General features: G+C 68.6%; 17 protein-coding genes. 7 read left to right on the top strand and 10 right to left on the bottom strand.

Annotation, left to right across the window (positions count from 1 at the left end; translation table 11 throughout):
- Positions 1–3 precede the first annotated feature (3 nt).
- The 3 genes from G6O54_RS20240 to G6O54_RS20250 form a co-directional block, all read right to left on the bottom strand.
- Positions 4–1092 (bottom strand): hypothetical protein, encoded by a 1089-nt coding sequence (locus G6O54_RS20240; RefSeq protein ID WP_165227481.1) that lies wholly within the window; start codon positions 1090–1092, stop codon positions 4–6.
- A 3-nt stretch (positions 1093–1095) separates the two neighbouring features.
- Positions 1096–4473 carry a DEAD/DEAH box helicase family protein gene (locus G6O54_RS20245; RefSeq protein WP_165227482.1) on the bottom strand — a complete coding sequence of 1126 codons (3378 nt, stop codon included), beginning with the start codon at positions 4471–4473 and terminating at the stop codon, positions 1096–1098.
- 139 nt (positions 4474–4612) lie between these two features.
- Positions 4613–6193: a sigma-54 interaction domain-containing protein gene (locus tag G6O54_RS20250; protein ID WP_165227483.1), complete on the bottom strand. Its 1581-nt coding sequence runs from the start codon at positions 6191–6193 to the stop codon at positions 4613–4615.
- A 295-nt stretch (positions 6194–6488) separates the two neighbouring features.
- Here G6O54_RS20250 and G6O54_RS20255 point away from each other — a divergent pair, with 295 nt between their 5' ends.
- The 3 genes from G6O54_RS20255 (at position 6489) to G6O54_RS20265 (ending at position 8433) form a co-directional block, all read left to right on the top strand.
- Positions 6489–6776: a DUF3892 domain-containing protein gene (locus tag G6O54_RS20255; protein ID WP_165227484.1), complete on the top strand. Its 288-nt coding sequence runs from the start codon at positions 6489–6491 to the stop codon at positions 6774–6776.
- A gap of 77 nt (positions 6777–6853) precedes the next feature.
- Positions 6854–7648: a 3'-5' exonuclease gene (locus tag G6O54_RS20260; protein WP_165227485.1), complete on the top strand. Its 795-nt coding sequence runs from the start codon at positions 6854–6856 to the stop codon at positions 7646–7648.
- A 110-nt stretch (positions 7649–7758) separates the two neighbouring features.
- Entirely contained in the window at positions 7759–8433 is a 675-nt protein-coding gene (locus tag G6O54_RS20265) for a hypothetical protein (protein WP_165227486.1), read from the top strand.
- A 21-nt stretch (positions 8434–8454) separates the two neighbouring features.
- Here G6O54_RS20265 and G6O54_RS20270 read toward each other — a convergent pair whose 3' ends face one another.
- A complete protein-coding gene (locus G6O54_RS20270) occupies positions 8455–9888 on the bottom strand; it encodes a glycoside hydrolase family 113 protein (RefSeq protein WP_165227487.1) in 1434 nt (477 codons plus the stop codon).
- Between the two features lie 149 nt (positions 9889–10037).
- Here G6O54_RS20270 and G6O54_RS20275 point away from each other — a divergent pair, with 149 nt between their 5' ends.
- Positions 10038–10736, top strand: coding sequence for a hypothetical protein (locus G6O54_RS20275; protein WP_165227488.1), 699 nt, complete (start codon positions 10038–10040; stop codon positions 10734–10736).
- On the opposite strand, the gene G6O54_RS20280 is transcribed toward G6O54_RS20275, so the two are convergent.
- The 6 genes from G6O54_RS20280 to G6O54_RS20305 all read right to left on the bottom strand — a co-directional run bounded on the left by G6O54_RS20280 (position 10728) and on the right by G6O54_RS20305 (position 20935).
- On the bottom strand, positions 10728–13997 hold the full coding sequence (locus G6O54_RS20280; protein WP_165227489.1) for a WD40 repeat domain-containing serine/threonine protein kinase: 3270 nt from the start codon (positions 13995–13997) through the stop codon (positions 10728–10730). The two genes, G6O54_RS20275 and G6O54_RS20280, sit on opposite strands and share 9 nt — an antisense overlap.
- Complete coding sequence (locus tag G6O54_RS20285; RefSeq protein WP_165227490.1) at positions 13994–14623, bottom strand: sigma-70 family RNA polymerase sigma factor; 630 nt, start codon at positions 14621–14623, stop codon at positions 13994–13996. Before G6O54_RS20285 ends, G6O54_RS20280 begins: the two co-directional genes overlap by 4 nt.
- A 268-nt stretch (positions 14624–14891) precedes the next feature.
- Positions 14892–16064, bottom strand: coding sequence for a DUF1501 domain-containing protein (locus G6O54_RS20290; RefSeq protein WP_165227491.1), 1173 nt, complete (start codon positions 16062–16064; stop codon positions 14892–14894).
- A gap of 14 nt (positions 16065–16078) precedes the next feature.
- The gene (locus G6O54_RS20295) at positions 16079–17458 is read right to left on the bottom strand and encodes a DUF1800 domain-containing protein (protein ID WP_165227492.1); all 1380 of its coding nucleotides are present in this window, start codon (positions 17456–17458) and stop codon (positions 16079–16081) included.
- On the bottom strand, positions 17448–20531 hold the full coding sequence (locus tag G6O54_RS20300) for a carboxypeptidase regulatory-like domain-containing protein (protein ID WP_165227493.1): 3084 nt from the start codon (positions 20529–20531) through the stop codon (positions 17448–17450). Before G6O54_RS20300 ends, G6O54_RS20295 begins: the two co-directional genes overlap by 11 nt.
- A gap of 5 nt (positions 20532–20536) precedes the next feature.
- The gene (locus G6O54_RS20305) at positions 20537–20935 is read right to left on the bottom strand and encodes a BlaI/MecI/CopY family transcriptional regulator (RefSeq protein WP_165227494.1); all 399 of its coding nucleotides are present in this window, start codon (positions 20933–20935) and stop codon (positions 20537–20539) included.
- A gap of 327 nt (positions 20936–21262) precedes the next feature.
- Between G6O54_RS20305 and G6O54_RS20310 the strand changes: the two genes are divergently transcribed.
- The 3 genes from G6O54_RS20310 to G6O54_RS20320 all read left to right on the top strand — a co-directional run bounded on the left by G6O54_RS20310 (position 21263) and on the right by G6O54_RS20320 (position 24093).
- Positions 21263–22009, top strand: a complete 747-nt coding sequence (locus tag G6O54_RS20310; RefSeq protein ID WP_165227495.1) for a hypothetical protein — start codon at positions 21263–21265, stop codon at positions 22007–22009.
- Between the two features lie 194 nt (positions 22010–22203).
- Positions 22204–22983 (top strand): outer membrane protein assembly factor BamE, encoded by a 780-nt coding sequence (locus G6O54_RS20315; RefSeq protein WP_165227496.1) that lies wholly within the window; start codon positions 22204–22206, stop codon positions 22981–22983.
- A 195-nt stretch (positions 22984–23178) separates the two neighbouring features.
- Entirely contained in the window at positions 23179–24093 is a 915-nt protein-coding gene (locus tag G6O54_RS20320; RefSeq protein ID WP_205678943.1) for a DUF1559 domain-containing protein, read from the top strand.
- The last annotated feature ends 1 nt before the right edge of the window (position 24094 follow it).

Below are 24094 nucleotides of genomic sequence, written 5' to 3' on the forward strand. Positions count from 1 at the left end.
GATTCATGATTCCTGCAAGTTATATGGGTCGAGGCCGAAGTCCCGGACCAAATGGACCCAGGATTCGTGTCCGAGGAGCTGCTCATCAATCGGCCCGTAGTGAATCCGTGCGAGGTCGGAGTGCTCTTCAGTGATGGAGAGATGGCAGTGAGGGCACGCCATCGATGAGACCTCGAAGTACGGGGTATGGACCTGCCATTTAAGTTCTCCCTCCGTGGCGACGAAGCAACGCTCTCCGCAGATCCGGCAGATCGTGTACTCTTCTTCGAGCACATTTCCCTTCAGGGAACCGGCGACTTTCTGCTCCCACTCGAAATTCAAATCACTTCGATCATTCCAGCCGTAGCCATGCGGGTCAAAATCGATCGGAGCCCCGTGCTCGATGACTCGGTTGCTGAAGTAAGCGGCAGCCATCGGACGCAGCGCTACTTTCCAGGCATCCATCTCGGAGCTATGTCTTCGGAGAAAGCGAGCGGCAACGATCAGTTCTCGTGCGAGGCGGTGACCGATGAAGCGACAGATCGGCTGACCGATCAGTCGGTCAAAGAACTCGTCCAGCAATGGCAGCAAGCATTCGATGATCTGAGCCAGGTAGAGATTGGCTTGCTCTCGATCCCCACCTTGGTGTGCAATGCGATTTCGAGTGTTGTTGACTGCCACGTGTCGGGACACGACCTGATCCGTGAAGGCGATGTACGCTTGAACCTCCCGAAAGGCCCCGATAAAGGTCTTCTCGGTCACGCTTTGACGGAGCCGAGACTCATCGAAGTGCTGGCTGCTGTTCGCAAGATTCCTCACAAGAACGGGATTTTGGGCCGCCCACGTCTTCGTCCCAATCTCGCTGATCTCGTCGAGCACTCCTTTGAGAGAAACTTCCGACGCCTGCATGAACAGCAGAAATGCCTGGCTGACCTGACCGAGGGCCAGAAGGGAAGTCCCGGCGTCGATTGACTCCAGAGCCGCGCGAAACATCGAACTGGGACGGGTCCGTACAGCTTTGATGAACTCGATGCGATCTCCCGGACGATCATCCGAGGACGGAAGAACATCGAGGGAAGAGAAGCTGGATTCTTTGAATCTGTATTGAGTCATAAGCTAGGCTGCCGAGGGTGCCTTGAACGATTGAATAAGCGCCAGGAGTTCGTCGATAAGGGCGTCAGGAAACAGGCCGTCGAGGCTGTCGGTGTGGAGGCTCGTGAACGGCGGCTCGTAGAGGCGGGCGATCTCGATCGACCCGTAGCGGGCGATGTGGTTCTGGAGCAGGTCCAGGAACCGGATCTGGGCCGCGGTCAGGTTGGTCTGCTGGACGAAGCCCGTGAACCGCTCGTGGACGGCCCGGGCGTCCAGGCCGATGATGCCGCGGATGGCCAGGTCGAGCTGCCCGGCGCAGTCGGGGTAATACTCGACCAGGTCGTTCAGGTTGAGCATCGGGTCCTGGGTGAGCACCAGCGAGGTGAGGGCCTCCAGGTCGGTCGGGCTGACGGGCCGGCCCTGCTGGATCCGCTGGAGCGTCTCGTTGGTCTCGAAGAGCTCGCGGAGCACCTTCTCCACCCGGTTGCGGTAGGCCGCCAACTGGAGCCCGTCGAGCTGGACCGCGTGCGTCCCGCGCTCGATCAGGGCGGGATCCTCGGTCACGTCGATGACCTTCGGGGGGAGCGAGGGCGTCACCGGGATCATCCGGTACTGCATCACGCCACGCAGGCGGTCGCGGACCTCCTCGAGTTTGGCGACCGAGAGGTTGCCCCAGAATTCGGCCGTGCGGGCCTCGGCGATCGTCGGGGCGACGGCCTTGACCTGGGCGAGGTTCGTCCGGAGTTCGTCGAGCATCCCGACCGTTTCGGCCCTGAGGTCCTGGACGCTGGCGGAACCCTTCAGGAGCTCGGTCTGGAGCCGGCAGACGTGGAGGTCGAAGGCGTGCGCCGCCTCGTGGCCGCCGATGTTCCGCCACTGCATCAGGGGGGCGATGTCGATCAGGAGCAGGACCCTGGTCGCCGGGGCGAACTGGCGGAGCGTGTTCAGGTTGGCGGCGGCCTGGACCTCCTTCCATTTCTCCCTGACGGCGATCGTGTCGCGGGGGAGGTCTCGGACGTCGGCGGCGATCAGCTTGACGGCCGTCTCGAAGGCGTCGGGCTGGCCCTGCTCGAGTGCGGTCTCCGCGAGCCTGACGCGGGCCTCGAAGACCCGCTGGGGGAGTGATTTCTCCTGGCGGGGCTCGACCGGCTGGTAGTGCTGGTCGAAGAACTCGAAGTTCTTCCAGTGGTCGAAGATGAGGAAGTGGGTCTTGTCCCGGCCGGGGCCGAAGAGGTCCTTGCGGAGCCGGGTGCCGCGGCCGATCATCTGCCAGAACTTGACGCGAGAGTAGACCGGCTTGGCGAAGACGAGGTTGACGACCTCGGGGACGTCGATGCCGGTGTCGAGCATGTCCACCGAGATGGCGACGGTCAGCTCGGGGTTGCTCCCTTCCCCCTTGAAGTCGTCGATGAGGGCCTCGGCGCGGGGGTCGTAGGTATCGATGACGCGGCAGAACTTGCCGCCGTACTGGGGGTACATCTCGTCGAAGAGGTTCTGGAGCAGGACGGCGTGGTTGTGGTTGCGGGCGAAGACGATCGACTTGCCGACCCGGGTCCCGGAGGCGTCGCGGATGCCGTTCTCCATCAGGTTGCGGAGGATGATCCGGTTGGTGTCCTTGTTGAAGACGACCTTGTCGACCTCGGCCTGGTCGTACTCGATCGCGGCGGGGATCTCCTCGTCCTCGTCGAGCTGGGTGCGCTGGGCGTCGGTCATCTCCGAGTACTTGATCCCCTTGCGGAGGAAGGGGGTGGTGTGGGTGACGACCTCGAACGGGACGAGGTACGGCGGCGTGTGGGTGATGGCGTCCTCGTAGCTGAAGTAGGCCGTGGGGTCACGGTCCTCGCAGCCGAAGATCCGGTAGGTGTTGCGGGCGATGAACTCGACGGGCGTGGCGGTGAGCCCGACCTGGAGGGCATCGAAGTAGGCGAAGAGGTCCCGGTAGCGGTTGTAGATGCTCCGGTGCGACTCGTCGGCGAGGATCAGGTCGAAGAAGCCGACGTCGAAGCTTTCGAAGCACTCCATCATCGCCGGGTAGGTGGCGAGGTAGATCCGCTTGTCGCGCTCCTTCGACGTGGAGGCCGTGACATACGTGCGGGGCTCGCCCGGGAGGAACTCCTTGAAGACGTTGCGGGCCTGCTTGCGGAGCTCGCGGCGGTCGCAGAGGAAGAGGATTCGCTTGGCCCAGCGGGCCCTCAGGAGCAGCTCGCAGAGCGAGACGGCGACGCGGGTCTTGCCGGTGCCGGTGGCCTGGACGATCAGGGCGCTGCGATGGCGGGCCGCGAACCGCTCGGCCACGCGCCGGATGGCCTCGATCTGGTAGATCCGCCCGGCGATGACCGGGTCGGCCTGGACCTTGACCAGCGATTCGCGGTTTTTGCGCTGGAAGAGGAGGTATTCGAGGCTGTCCCGCGAGTAGAAGCCGTAAAGCTTGCGGGGGGGCTCGTCCTGGGCGTCGTTCCAGATCCAGACGTCGTGACCGTTGGTGTAGAAGATGATGGGGCGCTGGTCGTGGGATTTCTCGAAGCCGTCGGCGTAGCATTTCGCTTGGGTCCGGCCGATCTCGGCGTCGGCCGAGGTCTTCTTGGCCTCAATGACGGCGAGCGGCTTGCCGTTGGTGCCCCAGAGCACGTAATCGGCCTTGCCCCGGCGGGTGGGCGTGGGCTGGTGAAGGACCGTGACCTCCTGGCCCACGGACTCGGTGCTGGCGCCGAGGGCGCCCACGTCCCAGCCGGCGGAGGCGAGGAGGCTTTCGATGAGGCGGCGGCGGGTGGCCTCCTCGCTGAGGGAAAGCGTGTCGGCGGCGGCCTGGCCACGAGCAAGTGCGGCGTCGAGCTGGGCGCCGGTGGCCTCGGGCACGGTCTGACCGGCCCGGGCGGCTTCCAGCTCGGCGAGCAGGGCCCTCATCTGGACCTCCTGGGCGGCCAGGTGGGCCAGGATGGCGGTCTTTTCGCGCCGGAGCTTGCGTTCGGTGTCGGTCCCGGCGGCCGCGGATGGGGGCGTGAACGGCGGGCAATCCGCGGCCGAGCCGTTGGCGTGGCTGACGTGGAGCCAGCGGCCGAGCTCGTGGGCCTCCTGGAGCAGCCAGGTTGCCCTTTCGGCGGGGACCGCCTCGCCGTGAGCCGCCCTGTTGCCGTGGATCCGGAGCGAGTGGAGCTTGCCGACGATCACCCGGGGCACGGCCTGGGCGAAGCTTGCGTTCGTCAGGAGGTCGTTGAGGTTGTTCTGGTACGGCCGGGGGAGGCCGAGGCGGTGGTAGAGGAACTGGACGACCTGCTCCGCGAAGGTCCGGAGCTTGACGGTGGCGCTCGACGGGTCGGGGAGCGCGTACTGCTCGGCAAAGGCACCGAGAGTCGCCAGGTCTTCCCAGGTGGGCCTCAGGAACTCGAAGTTCTGTGATGTCATCGTGGAGCCAACGGCCTCGCAGCACGCCGACGCGTTCGAGGCGCCTCGCGGCCTCGATCCGACCTGTCCATCATACCGCCTCGGGACGACCGGGCGACGGTTAATTGCACACGTGATGCCAGATCGTGGTTGGTACGGTTCAGGGGTCGACGTCGAGCCTTTCTAGCTGGGCCGCGAGGGTCTGATAGTTGCGGTAGCCGAGCAGGTCGGCAGCCCGCTTCTTCACGCCGCCGGCCTCTTCCATGGCCCTTCGCAGGTAGTGCTTCTGGATCCGCTCGAGGTGGTCCTCGAGCGAAAAGCCGTTCCCCAGCGGGAGTTCCAGGAGGTCGACGGCGTCCTTGCCGGGGACCTCGGCGACGGCGTCGGCCAGGTCGGCCCGCTCGAGAACCTCGCCGTCGGTCATGACGGCGGCCTGCGTCAGGGTGTTGAAAAGTTGGCGGACGTTGCCGGGCCACGGGTGCTTGCGGACAAATTCTATGGCGGTGATAGAAATCTTTTTGTGGACGTACCCCGGCTCCTGCCTGGCGAATGCGGCATTGATGCGGCCCATCAGGGCCGCGGCGATCGCCGGGATGTCCTGCCGGCGCTCCCGCAGCGGGGGTAGTTTGATCGTGATGACCGCGAGGCGATAGTAGAGGTCCGATCGGAATCGTCGCTCCGCGACCGCGGCCAGGAGGTCGCGATTGGTGGCCGCGATGATCCGGACGTTGCTCGTCCGCGGCTTTGAGTCGCCCACCCGGTAGAAGACCCGGTGGCATGGGTCGTTCTCGGGGGGTTGCAAGACGCGGAGTAGCTTCGCCTGCATGGCGGGGTCGCACTCGCCGACCTCGTCGAGGAAGAGGGTGCCGCCGTCGGCCTCCTGGAAGGCCCCGTCCCGATCCCCGGCGGCTCCCGTGAAGGCGCCCTTCACGTGGCCGAAGAGCTCCGACTCCAGCAGTTCCCTCGAGATCGCGGCGCAGTTGATGGCCACGAACGGCCTGGCCCGTCGCCGGCTCGCGTCGTGGATGGCCCGGGCGAACAGCTCCTTGCCGGTCCCGCTCTCCCCCAGCAGGAGCACGGAGACGTCCCGCGGGGCCGCCCGGCGGGCCCGGCCGACCGCGACGCGGAGGCTGCGGCCATCGCCGACGATCGACTCGAACCCTCGGACGTCCTGGGGGCTCTCGCCCGAGAGCGCCTGGAGCCTGGCGTCGGCGTCCCTGAGAACCTGAGGGACGTAATCGACCACCAGGTCGAAGGGGACGTCGGTCAGCCACGCCCGTCTCTCGTGTGTCTGATAGAACGAGGCGGGCTGATAGCGACTCTTGCCGAGCAGCAGCCAGATCGCCGTCATGGCCGGAGTGCCGGGACTCAGGTGGATGCAGAGGTCCAGCCGGTCGGCCCTCGGCACGCTGACGACCGCGGCGAGCTCTGCGTCCACGACCCGAAAGATCTCGGCATAGTCGGTCGGATTGGCGAGCTTCACCGGATGCAGGATCGGGGAGCCCCCCAGCCATTTCACGAAAGCCTGGGCCTTGGACGCCGGGTAGTCGCTCAGCAGGTGGACCTCATCGAAGTGCTCCTCGTCGAGGAGGCACCGGATCGGGCCGGGCTGCCCGGCGAGCGGAGTGGGTGGGCTCAGCCCTTTCAGGACCTCCGCCTGCCGATCGGCGGGGAGCGACGCCGCCATGGCCCGCATGTCGGTGTGACCGATCCAGGAGAAGAGGATGCGACGCGACTTCATCGGTGTCACCATTGAGTTTGTGATTTTACAAATGGAATTGTAGTGGCTGCCGTCTTCGGACGCAAGGTGTCGCGGTCCCGTCGTCGCGGAACGGGAACCGCTTTTCAGCGATCCAGCTCCATTATTGGCCGAGAAATCGGGGTAATTCAGGGCTCTTTGCGAACAGCCCATCGCCGCCGATCGCGGTCGCCTGCCCGTTCGCGATCGAAATCATCACGATCACAATCAAATTGGCATTCGAGATGCGATGGGCCCCCCACGTCTGTTCGAACCTAACTCAGGTCGAGGAGTGACCATGCCATCCCGTCACGAAGTCCTTTGCATCTCCAAGTCCGACCGCATGAATCCTCACGAACGAATCCAGAGCCTGGGCGGCCGGAACCCCGACGGCGCCCTCTGGAGGCTGTCTCAGTCCGACGCCATCCGCGGGATCGAGAGCGGCGAATGGTCGTTCTACGTCCGGCGGGCTGGCCACATCGTCAACGTGGTCGTTGCCGTGAGCCGATTTGGTCACAAGTACCTGAAGACCCAGGCCGACGGCGAGCAGCCGGACAATCTCCTCTCGCTGCCCGAATGCGGCTGAGAAAGTTGGCTGAGTGGACAGGTCGGCACGACGACGCATCCGGGGACGATGGTTGTCCCGTAGAGAGGAAAACGGCGATGTCGAGAAGCCTGCGGTTGGAGCGTCCGCTCGTCGTGCTCGACCTGGAGACGACCGGCAAGCGCGTCGAGTCCGACCGGATCGTGGAGATCAGCGCCCTCAAGCTGTCTCCCGACGGGGCGCGACGGGGTCACACCCGCCGCCTCAATCCCGGCATCCCGATCCCTCCCGAGGCGACGAAGGTCCACGGGATTACCGACGTGGACGTGTCCCATGAGAGGACGTTCGCGGAGATCGCCCGCGGGCTAGCCGACTACCTCGAGGGGTGCGATCTCTGCGGCTTCAACGTCTGGCGGTTCGACCTGAGGATCCTGATCGCGGAGTTCAGGAGGGTCGATGTTCCATTCACGATGGCGGGCCGCCACGTCATCGATCCGATGCGGATCTACCACCGGCGTGAGCCGAGGGACCTTGCGGCGGCGCTCCGTTTCTACTGCGGCCGGGAACACGAGGAGGCCCATCGTGCCGAGGCGGACGTCCTGGCCGCGCTGAGGGTCCTCGAAGCTCAAGTTGAGCGATACGAGGATCTCCCCCTGACCGTCTCGGGTTTGCACCGCACCATGGGGTATCCCGACGTCGTGGACCCGGACGGGAAGTTCGTTCGGGATGAGACCGGTACGGTTGTCTTCGGCTTCGGCAAGCACCTCGGCAAGCCGGTGGGCGAGGTGGCGAAGACCGATCCCAGTTTCCTGGACTGGATGCTCGGCAGGGACTTCAACGAGGAGGCGAAGGACGTGGCCCGTCTGGCGCTCGCGGAGGCCGGTAGCCTGGCCATTCGCGACATTCCGCGATAATCTCCTGATTCGGGCAAGGTGGCGGAGATTCTGTCGATGCCTTACGGCGATCAGGCCGGAAGGGTGTGGAAACCATGGCCCGGTTCGTCGAACGTCGATCGTCGGGGCCGATGAACGCCTTGCTGATGGTCCTCGGTGCGCTGTTCGTGCCGCTGATGGCCGCGTCGCTGTTCATCCGGGAGTGGATTGCGATCCCGGGCTTCCTGGCCATCACGACTGGCGGGTATGTCGCGTCCCTGTCCCTGCTCGCCTGGTGGGAGCGCCGGCATCAGACGACGCGGGAGGTCCGGGGCGGGAAGATGGCCGCGAAGCGGGCCGGCGACCGCGAGCCCCGGGTCTTTCCCGAGGCGCTCGGGTTGCCGTTCCTCCTCTTCATCAGCGTCGTCCTCGGCGGGCTCGCGTTCCTGACCCTGTTCGCGGCGATCCGCGAGGGACCCGCGTCCAAGGTGCCCGCCAGCCTCGTTATCGTGGCGCCGCTGATGCTCATCGGGTTCATGCTCTGGGCGTCCGAGGTCCGGCTGATCGTGGGGATGGATGAGGTCCGCGCCGTGCATCCCTGGCTCCGGATGGTCCCCGATCGGGCCTTCCGGTTCGGCGACATCGACTCCGTCGAGACCCGCGAGGGGGGCCGGGGGGGCTGGCAGGTCACGATCCGTCGCCACGACGGGGCCACGATCGCCTATCGGAGCCGCGATCGCGCGCGGGTCGATGCCCTGCTCGCCGCCCTCGCCGACGGCGTGGCCCGGGCGAAACCGGCGTCGGCCGATCTCGACGAGCTGATCTGATTCGTCTGGACCCGCCAACGTTCACGGCTCACCCAAAAGCCCGAGCGCTTCCTTGTCCCAGCGATCGAGCACCCAGCGGGCGATCCGGGCGAGCTCGCGTTCGCCCGGGGATCTCGGCTCCCGATGCCGACGCTCGATCGCCCGCAGGCGCCCGAGCGCCGCACGATAATCGGCCTGCTTCCTCGCCGAGAGCTCGCCCCGCTCCTTCATCGCGCGGACGCGGTCGGGGGATGCGAGGGGAGACGGCTGGGACCAGGTCCGCTCGGTGCTGAAGATCGCCTGGAGCTCCAGGGCATCGTCCACGGCCTGGGCGGTGGAGGAGGCTCCGAACAGCTCGCGGCCGAGGATCTCCCGGTAGGCCTCGAAGGGGAGATCGGGGTTTCGGCTGAATTCGCGGTAGGCGACCCGGTTGACCCGCATCGGCAGCTCATCGAAGGGCTCGTCGCCGGGCCTTAGCCAGCCGAAGCCGAGCGGGACCTGACGCTTGCCCTTGAGCCAGGGCTGGCCCTCCTCGGCCTCGGTGGCAACATACGTGAAGGCTTCCAGGGACGGGACGTAACCCGTCACGCCGAGGTCCCGCGCCTTCCTCGCTCCGGCCGCGATGTCGCGGGGCCGGCGGAGGGACGGCGAATCGTCCCACCAGAGGCTGCTCCGGGCCCGCTTGATCAGCGCGGGTTCCGGGTTGGCGCTGTGCGGGGTGAAGACCAGCGACCATCGGGGATCGAAGGGGAGCCGCGCCGCCCGGACGCCGAAGCCGGGGACCTGCGCCCCGCTGAAGTAATGGGGGAAGACGACGATCGTCGCGTCGGGCTTCCGCGCCCAGAGCTCCTCGGAGATCTGGCGGACGAAGGCGAACTCGCGTTCGAAGAAGTGCTCGCCGCATTCCTTGCAGTGGCAGATGGCGTAATCGGACGACTCGATCAGGAGGCCGTCGGCGTTGGGGTAGAAGTCGAAGGCAAGCTCCCGCGCGTACCGGAGCATGAACTGGAGGGACTCCGGCCGCGAGGGGCAGAGGTTGTAGCCCCAGCAGCCGATGCCGAACGCGGCGGCGGGCCTGCCGTCCTTGCCCATCGCCCGGGCCTCGGGGTGCTCGAGGGGATACTGATTCACGCCGTCGTAGCCGAAGGGCGTGAAGCCGAGGAGCACCTTGATGCCTCGCCCGTGGGCGTGGTCGATCAGGTCGCGGACGAAGTCCTTGCGGACGTTCTCGTGATCCGCGTTGTACCTCCAGGTGATCGGGTACTGTGCGCTCCGGAAGGCCCCGCCGACCCAGAGGAGCACCGTGTTGCCGCCGTCGTCGCGGATGCCGTCGACGATCCGCCGCCAGTCGGCCAGGTCGTAGGTCGGCATCCGCATGAGCGTGACGTAGTAGCCGCGCCGGGCAAAGGGACCGGTCGCCGGCGAATCGTCCGAGGAGCACCCCAGGATCACGAGGGCGGTCAGGATCGCGGACAAGGTATCGTCCTCACTTCTTGGATCGGGTCGGCGGCCCCTCGCCCGATCAGGATAGACGCTCGCGGATCGGAAGGGCAGCGGTCGGTGGGAAGATTCGTGGTAAGATCGCGGCTGGCGATGAGGTCTGGTGGCCGAGGGAGGCAAGAGCCATGGCCCGATTCATCGAGCGACGATGGGCGCCGCTCCCCGAGGTCCTGCTGATCCTCGGCGGCGGGTTTCTCGTGCCGGTGCTGGCCATCGGCCTGTTCTTACGGCTCCCGGAAAGGGTCAATGCCACGGCATTCGTGGTGATCCTCGCCGGGGGCCTGCTCGCCCTCTTCGTTTACGTGCGCTGGGCGCTGTCTCGCCGTGAGCTCGTGTGCGAGATCCTCCCCGGCAAGGAAGGGCCGGCCTTGCCGGCGGACGTCGAGCCCGAGGTCTTCCCGGAGGCGATCACACTTCGGATGCTGGCCGTCATGACCCTGGCGGTCGCGTGCCTCTGGATCGGCAACGCGATCCGGATCCAGGGGGGACATCCGGACCTGTGGCCCCATCACCTGATCGTGGGATTCGGCACGCTCATGGTGCTCTCGACCTGGCTGGCCCAGTATCGCCTGATCGTGGACCGGGACGAGGTCCGGACATTCCACCCCTGGCTCGGCATCGTCCCGGAGAAGCGGATCTCGCTGGCGGAGATCGCCGTCGTCGAGTCGATCCCATCCGGCCCGGTCGCGATCCGGGGCCGCGACGGCACGACGATCCGGTACGCGGCGTGCCAGCCCGCCACGACCGATCGGCTCCGGGCCCTGCTCGCCGATCGCGTCGCTCGCGCGAAGCCGCGAGGGCCGGGGCTGGACGACCTACTCTGACTCACTCGGCCCGCCCGGTCCGCCGGCGCGATCCCTCCAGAGGATGATCGAGCCGGCGTGGTCCGAGGACGCGAGCGTGTGGCCGTCGGGGGAGAAGGCCACGGCGTTGATCCGCTTCGTATGGCCTTCCAGGACCAGGGTCACCTGACCGGTGCTCGGATCCCAGAGCCGGACCTTGGCGTCGCTGCAGGCGGCGGCGAGGGTCCTGCCGTCGGGCGAGAAGGCCAGGCTCGTGACGGTGGCGTCGGAGTCGCGGGCGACTCTGGTGGGTTTGTTGATGCCGGTGTCCCAGATGGTCAGGCCCCCCCAGTCGTCGCCTGCGACGAGGGTCTTGCCGTCGGGGGAGAAGGCCAGAGAGCCGAATCGCCGAGGGAGAGGGATCGAGGATCGCTCGCGACCGCTGGGGATCTCGAGTCCCCGGAGAATCCCGTCGTTGTCCGCAACGATCAGGAGCGGTTCGTCGGGGGCGAAGGCCACGGCGCGGATCATCGTGGCCGGAGTCGAGATGGCCGCGATGGAGTGGCCGTCGATTGCGTCCCAGAGCCATACGGTGTCGCCGTTGCCCGCAGCGGCCACGAGCCGCCCGTCGCGGGAGAACGCCACGGAGCGCAACCGGTCCGTGGGCCCCGTCAGCACGTGCCGGACCTTGCCGCCGGGCAGGTCCCAGAGCCGCACCTTCCGGTCGAAGCTGGCGCTGGCGAGGGTCCGGCCGTCCGGTGAGACGGCCAGCGAGACGACCATCGAGGTGTGGCCGGCGAGCGTGGCGATCGGCGAGCCGTCGCGGGGCGACCAGAGCTTGATGGTGTGATCGTCCGCGGCGGAGAAGAGCGTCGATCCATCCGGGGAGAAGGCCAGGCTCCAGATCTCGGACGAATGGGCGGCGATCCGGTCGAACGCGGCGGGAGCCGGGCCGATCCGGCGGGCGCGGATGCGGCCGTCGTCGCCCGAGAAGTACAGGCTCGTCCTGTCGGCCGAATAGGCAATGGCATGCACCACCTGGAGCCCGCGGGGATACTCGGCCAACTGGCGGCCGGTCGCGGCGTCCCACCGCCTCACGGGGCACTCGCCGCCGCCGCCGGCGAGCTCGCGGCCGTCCGGAGAGAAGGCGAACGTCATCCGATTGCCCGAGAGCCCCTCGAGAGGGACGAGCCGCGGCGCGGTCCTGACGTCGACGGCCAGGAAGAGTCGGTCGGGGGTCTGGAGCCCGGCGAGCTTGTCGCCGTCGGGCGAGAACCTCGGATGGGCCACCGGCCTGCCCGGCACCGCGCCGATCCGGCGGCCCGTTCGGACGTCCCAGAATTCGATCGAGTCGGCGACGGTCGCGATCGTGTCGCCGTCGGACGATAGTACGACCTCGTGGATCATCCTGGCGGATCGGGCCAACTCGCCGAGCGGTCGCCCCGTCGCCGCGTCCCTGAGCGTCAAGATTTTCCCCGCTACGGTGACCAGCGTGCGGCCGTCCGGGGATGCGCTCGTGCAGTAGCAGGGGATCGGCTCCAGCCCCGGCGCGGGGGCGGCTCCCCCCGGAGCGAGTTGCCAGAATCGGAGCCGACCCTCGCGGTGCTTTGAGGGGGTCGGCCGTTCGAGATCCTGGACGGCGACCGTGCGTCCGTCGCCGAGGAACCAGGCGCTTGTGATGACCTGGTCCTCGTCCGGCAGAGTCGCCAGCCGTGTCCCCGAGCGGGCGTCCCAGAGTTTGACCCCACCGCGGCCGACCTCGCCGTCTTGCCTTGATGCGAGGAGCGTGCCGTCCGGCGAGAGCGTCAGGTCGTTGACGACACTCCCGAGATCTCGATCGCGGGCGATCTCGGTGCCGCGGGCGAGGTCGTAGAGAAGGACGGTCCCGTCGCCGCCTCCGGAGTAGAGGATGTCGCCGCCCGGCCCGATCATCAGTGCCGTCGATCGGTGGTCGGCGAGGACCGTGATCTCGCGATGGAGCACCCGGTTCAGGTAGCGCCACTCGAAGCCGCGGAGGTCGCCCCCCTTGCCATCGGAGCCCAGGCCGGCGAGCATCTCCTGGGCGAGCTCGACCTGACCGGCGGTGGCCGTTTGCTGGGCCAGCCGCATCCGGGAGGCGTAGAGGAGCCGGCGCGTGGTCCGCTCCTGGTCCTCGGCCCGTACGAGCGCCGCGGCGAGCTCGACGTTGTGGCGGCGGAGCAGATCGGCCGAACCGACCAGCGCGGCGAGCACCAGGGCCGCCGTCGCCGCGACCGGCCGGCGGTTCCGCCGGAGCCACATGGCCGCGTGATCGAGCGGCCCCGGGGCCCTCGCCAGGATCGGGCGATCGCGGAGGAATCGATCAAGGTCCTCGGCCATCTCCCCGGCCGTCGCGTATCGTCCGGCCGGGTCCTTCGCCAGCGCCTTCAGGACGATCGTCTCCAGGTCGCGGGGGATCGAGGCGTCGAGGAGCCGGGGGCGCCGCGGCTGCCCCTCGGCGATCCGGCGGATCAGGTCCAGGCGGTTGTCCCCCTCGGAGCGGAAGACGGGGCGGCCGGTGATCAGCTCATAAAGGGTCGCTCCCAGGGAGTACACGTCGGTCCGATGGTCGATGACGGATCGCGAGCCCGATGCTTGCTCCGGGCTCATGTAGCGGATGGTGCCGAAGATCGCGCCGGATTGGGTCAGGTCCGACTGGCCGGCCACGCGGGCGAGGCCGAAATCGCCCACCCAGAGGCACCCGGAATCGTCGACGAGGAGGTTGGACGGCTTGATGTCGCGGTGGATGACCCCGCGCTCGTGGGCGTACTGGAGCGCGTCCGCGGCCTGGCGGGCGAGCTCGGCGGCCCGGCGGTGGGGGATACGGCGGTGGATGAGCGCGGCGACGGTCTGGCCCTCGATGAGCTGCATGGCGAAGAAATGGACGCCGCGCTCCGAGCCGGTCAGGTAGACGGGGACGATGTGGGGGTGGCGGAGGCAGGCCGCGGCCATCGCCTCGAGGCGGAATCGTTCCAGGCGGCGGGGTTCGTCGGCGGAGCCGGCCGGGAGGATCTTCATCGCCACTCGCCGGTTGAGCGACTTCTGGATGGCCTCGTAGACGACGCCCATCCCGCCGCGGCCGATCACCCGGCCGATCGCGAAGTCGCCGAGCGTGCCGGGCAGCTCGTCCGTATCGGGCTCCTCGCGGCCATCCGGCCAGGCGAGGTCAAGGATCTCGACGAGGGAGCGATACTCGGCCTGCTGCTCGAAGCAGGTCAGGCCCTCGGCGTCTCGATCCTTCGGGCCAAGGCTCGAGCTCGAGTCCAGGTCCTGGCCGAGGCTCACGGCCGGCTCCCTCCCGTCGATCCCCGGACCAGGGCGCGGAGACGTTCCATGGCGCGGGCGTATCGCATCTTCACGGCGCCGGGGCTGATCTCCAGCCGCTCCGCGATCTCGTCCAGCGAGAGCCGGGAGGCGTATCGGAGCACCAGGATCTCGCGGTCGGCGGGGGCCATCGCGTCCAGCAGCGAGCGAACATGCTCGGCACGCTCGGCCCGGGTGGCCGCCGTGCTCGGGCCGGTCCCCGGATCGACGAGGTTGTCCATGGCCGCGGCCTCTTCGGACCGGCCCCCCCGGTCGCAGGAGACCTCCCGCGCGACGCTCCGCATGCCGGTCCGGAGGTGGAACCGATGCAGCCAGCCCAGGCGGACGATCGCCTGCCGTCGCAGCCAGCAGGCGAACGAGACCGGCCGCTCCCGCGCGAACCGAGGAAGCTCGGCGATGGCGATGCTCATCGCCTCCTGGACCACGTCCGAGGGGTCCACACGCGCCACGATCCGCCGATCGAGGCGACGGGCCACGATCCGCCGCAGGCTGGCGCGATGCCGCTCCAGCAACGAGCCGCCGGCCGTCGCGTCGCCACCCGCCGCTCGCCTCAGCAGCTCCTCCGTGTCGACCTCTCCGGCCTTCATCCTTGCCCCCTCCAACCCCTGGGTCCGCCGGTCATGGCGCGGAACGCTCGCGAGATCGCGTGACCTTGCCGCCGGCCGTCGTCGCAAGCTCCTTGCGGACCGTTGCGAGGCCGACGGTCCGTGGCGCCGGGGTCCGCCTTCATTCACGCCCACATGCGACCGACTGAAGGTAACCAGCCCACCGACCGGATCGCAAGCGCGAGCTCGCGAAAGTCCTCAGCCCCGCTCGGCTCGACGCATCGACGGGACCGTGCGAGGGCCGGGGATTTCAGGACCGGAAGAGTGCCGTCGGCGCGTGCGTCCGGCCGGGCAGCACCGACGATGGATCGAGGTTCAGCCAGCCGGCCAGGAGCGAGGCGTACAGGTCGCGGAAATCCACCGTGAACGCGACGTCGCCCTCGGTCGTGTTCTTGAGGTCGGGCACGCCGCCGGCCAGGCCGGGGGTGACGGACGAGCCGAGGACGAGCACCGGGGCCGCGGCGCCGTGGTCGGTGCCGTGCGACCCGTTCTCCTCGACCCGGCGGCCGAACTCGGAGAAGACGACGAGGGCGACGCGATCCTCGAGCGACCTCTCCGCGAGCCCGGCCTGGAAGCGGGCCAGGGCGGCGGAGAGCTGCCGCAGCAATTCCTGGTGGGCGTACTGCTGGCCGGCGTGGGTGTCGAAGCCGTCGAGCGACGCGTAATAGACACGCGAGCCGACGCCCGCGGCGATCAGGCCGGCGATCGTCGCCAGGCGGGCCTCGAGGCCCCCCGGCTCCGAAACGGCAACGTCCCGATGGGCGGACGCGGCCTTCGCGCTGATGAACCTCGCGGCGGCCATGGCCCGCGCGACGCGGCGGGTTGGGTCGTCCGTGTCGTCGCCTCGAATCGAGGCGTTGTCCCCCAGCCGCGCCCCCTGGCGGAGGCGCAGGCTGTCCAGGTCCGCGACCGCGAAGGGAGCGACGGAGCGACCCTGGACGGCCAGCGGTGCGGCCCCCTGGCCGACGAAGCACGGGGGAACGCCTCCCGTGCGGGAGTCGGCCGCGCGGCCCAGCCAGCCGGCCGTCGGGGTCGGCTCGAGGCCGCCGGACTGCCAGATCTCCATCGATCGGAAGTGGGAGCGATTCGGCTTCGGGTAGCCGACGTTCATCACCGTGCGGAGCTTGCCCGCGTCCCAGAGCTTGTGCAGGTCCTTCATCGCTGGGTGCAGGCCCAGATGGTCGTCCAGCTTGAGGACCTTGTCGGGCTCGATCCGGAGCGTGGGCCGGGCCTTGTGGTAGAGGTCGTCGCGGTAGGGGATGACGGTATTCAGGCCGTCGTTGCCCCCGGTCAGCTCGACGACGACGAGCACGCGATCGTCCCGGCCCGGCCCCGCGGCCGCCGCGGCCCGTTGCCAGAGGCCGGGGAGGCCGGCGAGTGCCCCGACCGAGCTCGTCTTCGCGAGGAACTGGCGGCGATTCATGGCGAATCCTCCTTTCAGGCGAGATGGGCTTCCGGGAACGATGCGAGCAGGCGGAGGGCCTCGACGTGCGACTTCGGCGCGGCCGCGCGGATCTCCTCCGCCCGGCCCCCGCCGCCGGCCAGAAAGGAGTCGGCGACGGCGGCGGCCCAGGCGGAGGGCGAAGCGTCGGATCCGGGATCGCGGAGCCGCGGCTCGACCCCCTGCCCCGCGGTGGCCTCGGCGACGAAGTTGGCCCGCGCGATGAGCCAGGGGGCACCCAGCCAGGAGAAGCCTCCGGGCCAGCCGGCGACGCTGGGCGGGTCGAAGAGGGTCTGGCCCATCCGGACGAGGTGGACGTCGATCGTCGCCGGGTCGGGCGCGGGCCGCCGCCAGCCGCTGGCGCGGACCAGGCCGATCGCGAAGTCGACGGGCGACTTCACCCGCCGGCCGCGAACGGCCTCGGAATGGAAGATCCGCGAGCTCAGGATGATCTCGATCCCCTTGCGGACGTCCACGTCGTCGGCGGTCCGGATCCGGTCCCCGAGCGCGGCGACGAGCGCGGCGGGCGGCGGCTCGATGTCGTCGAGGAACGTGACGTAGAGCCGCCCGGCGATCCGGTTGGCCGCGGCCGGGTGGGCGGAAGCGATCCGGACGAGGTCCGCCGGGCCCCAGCGGCCGGTCCGCCCAAGCAGGTCCTTCTCGCCGTCGTCGTGGCGCCTCGGATCGAACACGACGCGCGTCTGCATGTCGTCGTCGTTCCTGCGCCGATACCCCGTGAGCGCCCGGGCGGCGGCCTTCACGTCGGCCTCGCGGTAGGAGCCCTCGCCGAGGGCGAAGAGCTCGAGGAACTCGCGGCCGAGGTTCTCGTTGGGCTTCTCCCGGTCGCTGTCCGCGCCGTCGAGCCAGGTCTGGAGCGCGACCGAGTCGATCATCGCGCGGTGGAGCTTCGAGATCGGGGCATCCCAGAGGGCCCGCATCGCCTCGTTCTGATCGAGCATGGCGAGCGGGCTCTCCACCTTGCGGGCGCCCGTCGCATAATGCCCGTGCCAGGCCAGCGTCATCCGCTCCCGGAGCGGGTGCGGGCTGTTCAGCAGCCGGAAGATCCAGGCCAGGCGGACGCGACTCATCGACGGGTCGCGGCGAGTGGAGTCGACCATCGCCGCGGCGATCTCGTCGAGCTCGCTGCGGGACCGGCCGGCGGCGTCCTCCGGATCGCCCGCGAGGATGGCCGCGATCGCCGCCTCGTGGCCGAGCCGCACGTCCCTCTCGAGCCGTGCGGGGCTCGCCCCGAAGCCCGCCCGCCGGTGCAGGTGGGCCGCGCGGGCGAGGTGGAATGCCCCGTCCCGCGGCGGAGAATACGGCTCCCAGGCCGCGGCCGGGTCGTGCTGCCATGCCCCTGTGATCTCAGTTGCCATCCTGGCCCTCCTTCTTGCTCGATGAGATGTCGCCGAGGTCGCGATCCTCGCCCGGCTTGAGAGGCTCCACGGCCTTGAACGAGTGGCCGGCGCCCGGCGTGTACCAGCCCACGAAGAATCGGACGCCGGGAATCAGGCCGGTGTAGCGGAAGTCGGCCGGGTAGACCTGCTTCAGGGGCTCCGTCGTGAACTGCTGGTAGACCTCGGCGGATCCATCGTGATCGAGCTCCTTGACCTGCGCCCCGCTGTCCGCGAGCTGGATCCAGGGCAGGATCTGCGACCCTTCGAGGAGCTTGCCGTCGGCGTCCAGGATGCGGCCGTGCATCGAGGCGGTTGGCAGGAGCGTCACCTCGATCGGCCCCTGGCGCGCGGGGTCGGCCTTCAGTTCGGCGACGAGGCCGTGCTTCTGGTCCGTCGACAGGAAGAAGACGCGATAGGTCCGCCCCGGCTCGGCCCCGGTGAGGCGGAAGAGGCCATCGGAAAACGGCTGGGGGGAGACCCAGTTGTTGAAGAGACGCGCCGCTATTTCCGGGCACCAGGCCAGGACGTCGCCGGCGGTCGAGCCGTCGGGGAGTATGATCCTCGCCTCGAGCGGGGTGCCTCTCCTCAGCTTGATCGTCACCTCCGGCGGGCTCCCCTTCCCTTCCTCGGGGACGTCGATCCGGGCGAGGCCATGGAGACGGGGTGCGGATTCGTACCCGAAATCGAGCGGCTTGGCCTCGAACCGGATGTAGCCCTTGTCCGGGGCCTCCACGCCGATCACGCCCGGGCCGGCGGCGCCGGTGATCGCGAACCGGCCGTCGGCGTCGGTGAGCGCGGGGCTGCGGAAGTCGTCGGCGCGGGTGACCTTAGAGTTCTTCCGGGTCGGCTGGTACTGGACGCTCACGTTCGCGAGGGGCTTGCCGGTGTCCTCGTCGGCGACCTTGCCGCGGATCACGGGCCCGCGCCGCAGGGCCAGGTCGATCCGCAGTTCGGGCTCGCCGGCCGGCCACCGCATCACGCCCTTCTGCGCGGACATGTAGCCGGAGCTCGCCGAGGGGTAGGCGTGAACCCAGTAGCTCTCGCCCTCCTTGTCGGAGACACGGTAGCGGCCGTTCGCGTCGGTCTTCGTCCGAATGGCCATGCCGCCGTGCTTCCGCATCGGCGTGACGCCGACGGTAATGCCGGCGAGCGGCTTCTTCGTGGCCGCGTCGGTGATTGTTCCGACGACCGGCCGGGCGACGGTGAGCGTGTGGGAGAACTCGCGGGGGAGCGGCTTGACGCTGAAGGCCTCCTGCCAGGGTGTGGGACTGGTGCTCTCGCCGGTGGAGATCGTCAGCTCCTCGACCGCATAGTCCGGGTGATGCACGGAGATCGTTGCGAACATGCCGGCGGGGACATGGCCGTCGATGAAGAACTTGCCCGACTTGTCGGTGTGGAAGTCGCGGGGGAAGAACGCGGGGAGGCCATCATCGGGGACCTCCAGCTTGTAGTCCATGAACCGGAGAACTTTCAAGTTTCGCCAGTCGCCGCTGGAGTAGTCCTTGAGTCGCACGGTAGCCTCCGCGGCGGGCTCACCGCCGGGCGTGAAGAGCCGGCCGACGATCCCGACGGCAGGATCGAGGCGGATCTCCACGGGCTTGTCGTCGAGGGCGACCGAGGCGGAGCTCGGGGCAAGCCCCTGCTGGTGGGCGACGACCATCGACCGGGGCTCGTTGGTCCCCGGCTTCTTGACCCGAGCCCGGAGGGTGAAGCGGCCCTGGTCGTCGGCCGTCGCTCGGGCCAGGATCTTCATGCCCCGCTTCCCGTAGTCGGGGTGGTCGTGGGGTAGCGTGAGGTTGGATTGGAGGGGGCTATCGGGCCCAATCCAGAGGACCTCCGCGCCGGCGATCGGCTCGCCCTTCGCGCCGCGGACGACGCCCTCGACGGTGGTCTCCTTTCCGTCTGTTTGTGAATCGTCCGAGGCCTCCTTCGTCGGGGGCCGCTCGCCCGCGGCGAGGGCCTTCGCCCGCCGTTCCTGGGCGAGGGCCAGGGCGAGGACCAGGCCGAGGCAGGCCCCGGCGATGAGTACGCTCCACAATCGACCGGTGCGCGGCATGGGAGATCCCTCCTTGAGAATGTGGCGGACGCGGGCGACCAGCCCGGATCGGCTGGAAACGGCCGCCGGCACGAGCGGGCGGCGTCGATTGGCGGCGAGGTTGAGCAGGGCCTCGGCGTAGTCGTCGGGGGAGACGCTGCGGGCATGGGCGAGCGCCCAGTCGTCGCAGGCGAGCTCGGCGAGGTCGGCCATCCGCGACCGGAGGAGCCAGGCGAGCGGCTGCCAGGGGAGGAGGCAGGTGAGCAGCTCGGCCACGAGAGCGGAGGCGTGGTCGGCCCGCTTCCAGTGTGCCAGCTCGTGGCAGAGGATCGCCGCGAGGCGATCGTCGGGCTGGGCCTGGGAGTGGTCGGGGACGATGAGCACGGGGCGGCGTCCCCAGCACCAGACGACCGGGCAATGGACCTCGCGGGAGGCGCGGAGGTGCGGCGACCACGGCAATCCGAGGCTCGCGGCCGCCGCATCGGCCGCGGCCAGGACGGCCGAGTCGTCGAGGACGCGGGCACGGGCCTTGACCCGCGCGGCCGCGGCGAACGAGGCGAGCAGACGCAGCAGGCCGAGGGCCGCGAGGAAGAGCCAGCTCGCGACGAGGATCGTCGAGGTCGACGGGATGGGCGAGATCGCGGGTCGTTCGGGCGTCACGTCGCGGGCGTCGACCATGCTGGGCGTTGGCGTTGGCGTCGGCATCGGCTGCGCTGGCCCCATCGTCGGCGGCCCCGGCGATGCCGGCGCCGGCGCGGCCGCGAGCGTGGTCGTCGGCTCGGCCCCCGGCCCGAGCAGGCCCACGTCGAGCCGCTTCGCGACCAGGGCGGCGGGCGTCACGACGAGCCCGCCGATGGCCGTGGCCAGGAGCAGGCGATGGGCCCGCGACGGCCGCATCCGGATCAGGCGAGCGGCGACCAGGCCGAGCGCCAGGACGACGGTGGATTGCCAGGCGACCTGAACCGCGATCGCCGGCCAGGGGGCGGATTGCCATTGCAGCCAGGGGAGTCCCGTCATGACGATCACCTCTTCTTGTCGGCCCGCTTGCGTTCGAGCATCTTGCGGATGGCGGCGAGGTCGCCGTCGGACAGGTCCTCGTCGGCGATCAGGTGCTGGAAGAGCCGGAGCGGATCGCCCCCGAAGACCCGGCGCAGCAGTGCCCGGGCCGTGGAGGAGTCCGCCTCGTCGCGCGACTTCGTGGGAGCGTACACGTACACCCGCCCCTCGGCCCGATGGCCCAGCCAGCCGGCCTTCTCGAGCTTCTGCATCACGGAGAGCACCGTCGTGTAGGCGAGCTCCCCCCGTCGGGCCTCCGCGATCCGGTCCCGGACCTGCTGGACCGTCGCCTCGCCCATCTCCCAGACCGACTCCAGCACCGCCCGCTGGAGGTCCCCCAGGTTGTCGAGCGTCTCCTCGTCCATGGCGACCTCTTTAATACTATGAAGAGTAGTACTTCGGTGGATAGTAGATCCCGGCCTCGGGGAGGTCAAGCGAAATCTCGCGGAAATTGCTGGCCGCACTTTTGTCGGAGGGGGGGACGCGGGCCTGGGTTGAGTCCTCGCCGGTTGTGCCCGGGCTCCGCCCGACATGATATGAAAAAGAGAATAAAGAACAATGTGTGTCGATAGATAAGTCGGCGTGGATGGCGTGATTCATCCCCCGACCCGAGGGCGATCTCCGTTGAATCCGGATGGTGGCCCGTCGATGATGGGGCGCGGGGGACATCGCCGACGGGAGGCTTGCTCATCATGACTCGGCGGCTCGAGATGCTTAAGGCGTGGTCGCGTTCGCCGGGCGGAGGCCGGATCCTGGCGTTCGGCGAGGCGGCCGTGCTGGGGCTGGCGATCGGGATCGCGGACACGCGTATCGCGGATGGTCCGAGCTGGCAGCTCCCGGCGTATCTGGTCGCCGGGTTCGTGCTCGGAGCTCGGCATGCGGGGCGGGCCATGCTCTGCTGGCTGCCGCTGGGCGTGGGGATGTACCTCGCCCATGTCGGTGCCATCGGTCTGGGCGTCAAGCCGCCGTACGTCGAGGAGAATGACCGGTTTGCCGAGATCTGCCTCCTCGAGCTGGTCCCGGCCGGTCTGGGCCTGATGGCAGGGGGTCTTGCCCGCAGGTTCCTGGCAGCCCGCGGGCCGTTCCGCCGGCCCGGCGTCCCACCGGTGCGATTCCTCCCCAGGACCACTCGCGATGTCCTCGTCGTGGTGGCCTGCCTGGCAGTGGGCCTTGCCCTCGTCCGTCGCGCCGCCTTTCCGCCCACGGTCTACGCGAAGGGGTTCACCGAGGCTCGCTTCGCCTTGATCCACGAGAGGATGACCGCCGACAAGGTCCTTGCGATCCTCGGCCCCCCGCTCACGAAACTCCGGGCGGGTGATGGTCCCGAGGCCTGGCTCTATAGCGATCAGTATCATGACACCGCCAACTTCGATCGCCGCTGGGTCTTCATGAAGGACGGCGTCGTCGAGTCGATCGTCAACGACTACTGGGAAGACTGATCGCGCCCCCATTCCCTCGCTCGCCCGAGCACCACCGCGGCCCGCGCAAGGCCGAAAGCACGGATGCTGATGGGAACCTCCGCGTGGATGGCGTGGCGTGTTTCCGATCCGAGGGCGACCTCGGTAGAGTCCGGATCATGGCCCGTCCACGATCGGGCGCGTGGGACATCGCCAGCGGGAGGCGCTTGCTCATCATGGCTCGTTGGCTCGCGATGCTTCGGGCGTGGTCGCGTTCGCCGGGTGGTGGCCGGCTCCTGGCGTTCGGCGAGGCGCTCGCGGCTGGTCTGGCGATCGGGATCGCGGTGACGTTCAGTTCGCTCAATCATCCGAACTGGCGACACTCCGCCTATCTGCTCGCCGGATTCTTGCTCGGGCTCCGTCATGCGGGCCGGGCGGTCTTCTGCTGGCTGCCACTGGGCGTGAGTCTCTATGTCGCCCACGTCGTCGCCATCATCCTCGGGGTGGGGCCTCCGCATGTCGAGGCGAACACCCGGATGGCCGAGGTCCGCCTCTTCGCCCTCATCCCCGCGGGCGTGGGACTGATGGCCGGTGCCCTGCTCCGCACGATCCTGGAGGCGTGCGACTCGCGCGACCGTGAGCACGGCCCGTCGGTTCGATTCCTCCCTCGCACCTCCCGCGACCTCCTCGTCCTCGTGGCCTGCCTCGGGATCGGATTCGGCCTCCTCCACCGCGCGGCCCATCCTCCCACCCTCTACGCGAGGGGTTTCACGGAAGCAGACTTCAGGAGGATCCGCAACGGCATGACCGCGGAGCAGGTTCTCGCGATCCTGGGCCCCCCGCTCAGGAAACTGCCGTGGGGCAACGGCTCCGAAGCCTGGCTCTATAGCAACAAGTATCACCGCCTGGCCAATTTCCACCGCCGCTGGCTGTTCCTGAGGGACGGCGTCGTCGAGTCGATCGTCCACGACGACTGGGCCGTCGAGTCGATCCTCGACGACGACTGGGAGGAGTGAGATCCCGCCCGCTCTACGGGGATGGTCCTTCCACGGATCTCCATCGCCGCCCGTTTCCCGGATTTCTCCGAAGAAATCCTTGAAATCGACGACGCCCCGGAAGTACATTGAGACCTTGTCGCAATTGAGATTGAATCTCAGTCTACGGAAATGACAATCGCCCACCGTTCTGCTATTCCCGCCATGGAGTCCCCGATGGCCCGCCGCCCGAGTCCTCGCCACCCTCGAATCGCCTTCACCCTGATCGAGTTGCTGGTCGTGATCGCGATCATCGCGGTCCTGATCGCCCTGCTCTTGCCGGCGGTGCAGTCGGCCCGGGAGGCGGCGCGGCGGGTGCAGTGCGTGAACAACCTGAAGCAGCTCGGGCTGGCGATGCACAACTACCAGGATGTGAACGGGGCGCTGCCGATGTGCTTCGTGACCGGGGCCTCGGCGCCTTACGTGTCGATCCTGCCGTTCCTCGAGCAGGCCCCGCTGGCGAACGCGTACAACTTCAACCTGCTCTGGAGCGTCCCCCAGAACACGACGGTGGCCACCACGATCGTGGATGCGTACCAGTGCCCGGCGAACCCGAACGCGGGGACGCTGTCGCCCAACAGCGGCTTCGCCACGAGCGACTACACGGTGCTCCGCAATGCCATGGCCTGGCAGACCAGCCACGCGATGTTCGAGTGGGAGAAGTCGTGCAAGTTCAGCCAGGTGACGGACGGGCTCTCGAACACGATCATGCAATACGAGTCGGCCGGGCGGCAGCACTGGTACGTCTACAAGACGATGGACCCGACCAACCCGCCCTGGAACTACTACGGCAGCCCCAACTGGGGGTGGGACATCGAGGCATGGTCCGGGCTCCAGAACGGCGGCTGGTTCTTCGTGGTGGCGGTGACGCTCAAGCCGGGCAACGTGACGCCGGACGTCGCCTGGGGGGCTGGCTCGGCCATCCTCAACGTGAGCAACTGGTACGGCGGGGGGTACTCGTTCCACCCCGGCGGCGTGAACATGGGGATGGGGGACGGCTCGGTCCGGTTCGTCAAGGAGTCCACGTCGACCTCGGTCCTCAGCGCCCTCAGCTCGCGGGACGGCGGCGAGATCATCTCCGCGGAGTTCTGAG

Origin of the sequence: Aquisphaera insulae, from assembly GCF_011064615.1 — a bacterium.
GTDB classification, from domain to species: Bacteria; Planctomycetota; Planctomycetia; order Isosphaerales; family Isosphaeraceae; genus Aquisphaera; species Aquisphaera insulae.